The 4,170-nt window shown below is 52.8% G+C and carries 4 protein-coding genes and 1 riboswitch; of the genes, 3 read left to right on the plus strand and 1 reads right to left on the minus strand.

The genetic code is table 11. From position 1 onward, the window contains the following. On the minus strand, nt 1–2,401 hold a 2,401-nt coding region (locus QZ377_RS10005), incomplete at its 3' end, for a VCBS domain-containing protein (protein WP_291441007.1). Between the two features lie 375 nt (nt 2,402–2,776). Continuing rightward, a riboswitch (Fluoride riboswitch) is annotated at nt 2,777–2,835 on the plus strand. Between the two features lie 176 nt (nt 2,836–3,011). Between QZ377_RS10005 and QZ377_RS10010 the strand changes: the two genes are divergently transcribed. From QZ377_RS10010 to QZ377_RS10020, 3 genes are all read left to right on the plus strand, one after another. After that, a complete protein-coding gene (locus QZ377_RS10010) occupies nt 3,012–3,248 on the plus strand; it encodes a hypothetical protein (protein WP_291441008.1) in 237 nt (78 codons plus the stop codon). A 79-nt stretch (nt 3,249–3,327) separates the two neighbouring features. After that, nucleotides 3,328–3,717 carry a fluoride efflux transporter CrcB gene (gene crcB, locus QZ377_RS10015; protein ID WP_291441009.1) on the plus strand — a complete coding sequence of 130 codons (390 nt, stop codon included), beginning with the start codon at nt 3,328–3,330 and terminating at the stop codon, nt 3,715–3,717. A gap of 8 nt (nt 3,718–3,725) precedes the next feature. Further along, nucleotides 3,726–4,052 (plus strand): DUF190 domain-containing protein, encoded by a 327-nt coding sequence (locus QZ377_RS10020; protein WP_291441010.1) that lies wholly within the window; start codon nt 3,726–3,728, stop codon nt 4,050–4,052. Nucleotides 4,053–4,170: the final 118 nt, after the last annotated feature.

Below are 4,170 nucleotides of genomic sequence, written 5' to 3' on the forward strand. Positions count from 1 at the left end.
GATCGGCCAGTTCGGGCCTGTCGTTGGTGCCTACCACTGTGATGTTGAGATTGTTTACGCTGGTGGCGCCCTTATCGTCCGTAATCATGACGGGAAAGGTCATAGTGATGGTAGAGCCCTGCGGCAGCTTGTCCGCAGCGCCACCTGCCGTGGTGTCCAGTTCAAAGGTGTACGACCCGTCGGCCTTGAGCACCAGAGTGCCATATTCATTTTTTATGACCACCTGGCTGGCGTCTTCCGATACTACTGTGTTGGTCAGGCCGTTGGGGACGCTGTTGTTTTGGGCCGTGCCGCCAAGCTTGACCGAGCTGATTTCAGTTACCCCCTTGGTGCTCCAGCCGGTTTCTGTGACTACCCGATAGGTGTGGGTGGCGCCGTCATCCTTGTCAATAATATTATTGCCAAGGGCGTCGGGGTTGTTGAGCTGGCCGTTAATAACGGTTTTTTCGTACTGGTAGGAACCGGAACCGCTGTCAACATTGTCTTTGGTGTCACTGGTCGTTTCATTGCCGTTGTGTACGCCGGAGTCTTTGAGCAGTTGGGCGTTTTCAAGGGCAAGGTAGGGCCGGTCGTTGGTTCCTTCAATATGAATGTTGATATCGTGGACTGCGGGGGCGCCATGTCCGTCAGTGACAGACACAGTGAACGTGTAGTCCACGGAATCGCCTTCGGCGAGGTGGTCAGCCTTGGCGTTGTCCAGCTTGTAGGTATACTCGTAGGTGATTTTTTGTTCACCGGTGGCGGGGTTTACCGTGCGATGGGGAATAATGGTCAGGATGCCGTGCTCGGTTGTTACGGTCCATGTGCCGTTGGCCCCGGCAATGGCATCGCAGCCGGGTATGGCGTTGCCATCGCTATCAGTGAGGGTAGCTGTGAGCACATCGGCGGAATCCTTGTCGCTTACAGAAAAGCTTTCTTTGGCTGTGGAGATTCCCGTGATGGAATAGTTGTTGCCGGCGTGTCCCTGGGACTGGCCGGAATTGTCCACGTTAGGGTCACTTTGCGCGCCCACGCCGCTTTCCTTGAGCGTAAGGGTTCCCGACGAAATGTCGATCTCGGGGGCGTCGTTGGTACCGTTGATTGTTACCGTGATGGTCTGGCTGGAGTTGGCCCCCCATTTATCGGTGACCGTAATCTCAAAAGTTTCCACCTTGCTCTGGCCTTCGCCGAGCCTTTGAACTTCGGAGCTGTCATTATTCAGGGTATAGCTGTAGCTGCCGTCAGGGTTGACGGTCAGGGTGCCGTACTTGGTGCTGAACGTGGAGGTTTCGCCAAAGTCTCCGTCAGCGGCGCTGCCCGATGTTTCCGAACCGGAACGTATGGAATAGGAATGGTTGGCGTTATCCGCGCCCGCAGCCCAGTGTCCGTCGCTGTCCGGATCAGAGACGACGTATGTGCCGGATGCGGCGGTGCTGACGTCTTCAGTGACGGAAAGATTGCCGTTGTTGTCATCAGTGATGGAAATGATGGGGCGGTCATTGGTGCCTTCAATGGTTACGGCTATCTCGCCTTTGACCACGCCGCCACGGCCGTCTGAAACAACGATATTGAATGTTTGCTCAATATCCGGATCATTGACGCCAAGAAAGTCGCATTTGTTCTGGTCGATGGTATATGTGTAGGTGGGCGGCACATCGTTGGTATTGAGTACCAGGACTCCATAGGATGTCACAATAGTCTGCACACCATTGGACATGGTGTTGGAGATAATGCTGGATGCCGTGTCGGCGTCTGCGGCCTCAATGCGATATTGCAGCACATCCTTGGCGTCGGGGTCGGTTGCGTATATCTGGCCCTTGGCGCTGGGGGTTCCGGCAATGGACGTATTGGGGTCGGGAGAAGTCGATGTGGGGCCAACGCCGGATTCCTTGAGGTGCAGACGATCGGTGTGTGCTCCGATTTCCGGCGGCTCGTTGGGTTCGGGCGGCAGGGGAGTGACTGTCGTGCCGGCAGTGGGCGAGGCGGAGGCAAAAAAGCCCAGGCCGTTTTCGGACTGCGAATCCGCACCGGAACCGTCAAAGCCGATATCCAGGCCGTTCAGATGGTCAACGCCATCCATCAGAGCCGAATCGCCCCACTGGCTGTACCGGGCAGAGCGTTCCGCCCCGGCGGCAGGGCCGGCAGCAGGCGCCAGGTCAGGGCCAAAGGCGCTGAAAAAGTCTGCGCTACTTACAAGCTGTCCGTCTATTTCAAAATCTGGAGCATTGTCTTTATTATATTCGGAATAGAAATTTTCGATACGAATGCTGGAGCCGTCATCAAAGCTGAACAGCAGGTCATCGCCCGCGCGCTCAAGGCTTGTCTGGTCAGCAGGAAAATTTAACGTGATTCTGGAATCAGGTTCGGCGGCAACAAGAGTTTGTTGTGAAGCCGCCGGACGGGAAAGAGTAAGATTACGCATGAATGGCCTCCTAAGTGCTTGGGCCGCAAAACAGCTAAAGCTGCCGCTGGTGCAAGCGCTTTTTACATGGCATGCAAAATGAACCACTCAACTGGTTCATCAACAAAGTGGGATTGATTTAGGAAGGGGGCAGAGTGACTGCTCGAGGCCAGATATGCGAAAATCGCGTGGCCCCATGCCGCTTGTTTTTTAAACGCGGCATTATGGAAAAGCTTCAGCAGAGGTGAGAGCTAAAGCATGACGTTATCTACTAACGATTATTAATTAGCCCTATTTCGCGCTGAGGTCAAGTAGTATTGGGAACTAGATTTCAGCAAAGTGTGCAGCCATGCTGCGGCAAAATAAAAATTTACTTTTGGGCCTGTTGGCAGTAACGGTATCAGAGGGGATGGAGTTCCCCTTGAACCGCATTTGCTGATGACTCCTGCCAAACCTTGAAAGGTGTTGGTAGACTATTTTCAGGCAACCACACCGTGATGTGGTTGCCTTTTTTGTTCACAATTTTTGTCAGTCGCGCAACGATTTGCCGAAAATAGAACCATGTTGGCGACGCTTTTGAAATTGCCCGGAAATATCTGGGTTATCTGGCCTGCGCATTTTTTATCCGGGCATGAACAATGTTGGTGACAATGTGCCTGTGTTTTTGTGGCTATCTGGTTTTTATGGCCTTTTGATGGGAGTCACTGAGGGTAGTAAAAAGTTTTTTGTGCAGACCTTGTACCGGGAGGGCAGCGTGGCTCCCCCTTTATCTGGTTTAGGGTATGCGCGGGCTGCTGCTTTTGCCAGCGCCAATAATTTTCGGTTTTCTGTATCAGGGGTATCCCCTGCAATTGTTTTTATTTTTTGAAATTGTGTTCTGCTCTGGCGGCTGCCCTGTTAAAAACTCTTGTTGCCTCTGCGCACATGATGACAGACGGAGAATATATATGCTTAAAACGCTTGCCCTCATAAGTATTGGGGCATCTTGCGGAGCCATCTTGCGGTGGTTTCTGGGTTTGATGTTGAATGCCATCTTTCTTCCCATACCGCTTGGAACCCTGGCGGCCAACCTGCTTGGCGGCTATCTTATCGGTGTGGCTGTCAGTATGTTCAATGCACTGCCCGCGGTGGAACCGGAATTGCGGTTACTCATCATTACGGGATTTCTTGGTGGTTTGACCACTTTTTCAACATTTACAGCGGAAATCGGTGTTCTTTTACAAGGACAGCGCATCATGACTGCCGTGGCAGCCGTACTGCTGCATGTTTGTGGCTCGCTTATCATGATGTTGCTCGGTATGGGGACGTTTGCATTACTACGGTCCTGTTTTCGCTAGGGGTACATATGCACGGTTATCAGCTTACGTTTTTTACGCAGCAGGGGCGTGTTCACGGTAGGTTAAACCTTGCAGAGTGGTTGCTCCAACAGGCAAGGGCGATCGGAATCAAGGGGGCGACTGTGGCAGCAGCTCAAGGAGGGTACGGTCGAAACGGCAAGTATTATTCGGCTCATTTTTTTGAAATGGTCGAGCAGCCCGTAGAAGTGACCATGGCTGTGGATGCGGTGCAGGCGGATTTGCTGTTCGCAAAAATTAACGAAGAGCAGCTCGGCATTTTTTATATAAAGATACCCGTTGAGTTTGGTGTCACCGGAGAAAATCGGGAGGATTAAAAAACAGATAAGGAACTCTGCACATTTTGCATGTACCGGCCGCAGGCCGCAACAGATGGCAAGCCCACAGCAGGATACGGGCCGCATGCCGTTCGGGCCAAACCGGATGGTGATATCC

This window comes from Desulfovibrio sp. (assembly GCF_019424165.1).
Classification (GTDB): Bacteria; Desulfobacterota; Desulfovibrionia; order Desulfovibrionales; family Desulfovibrionaceae; genus Desulfovibrio.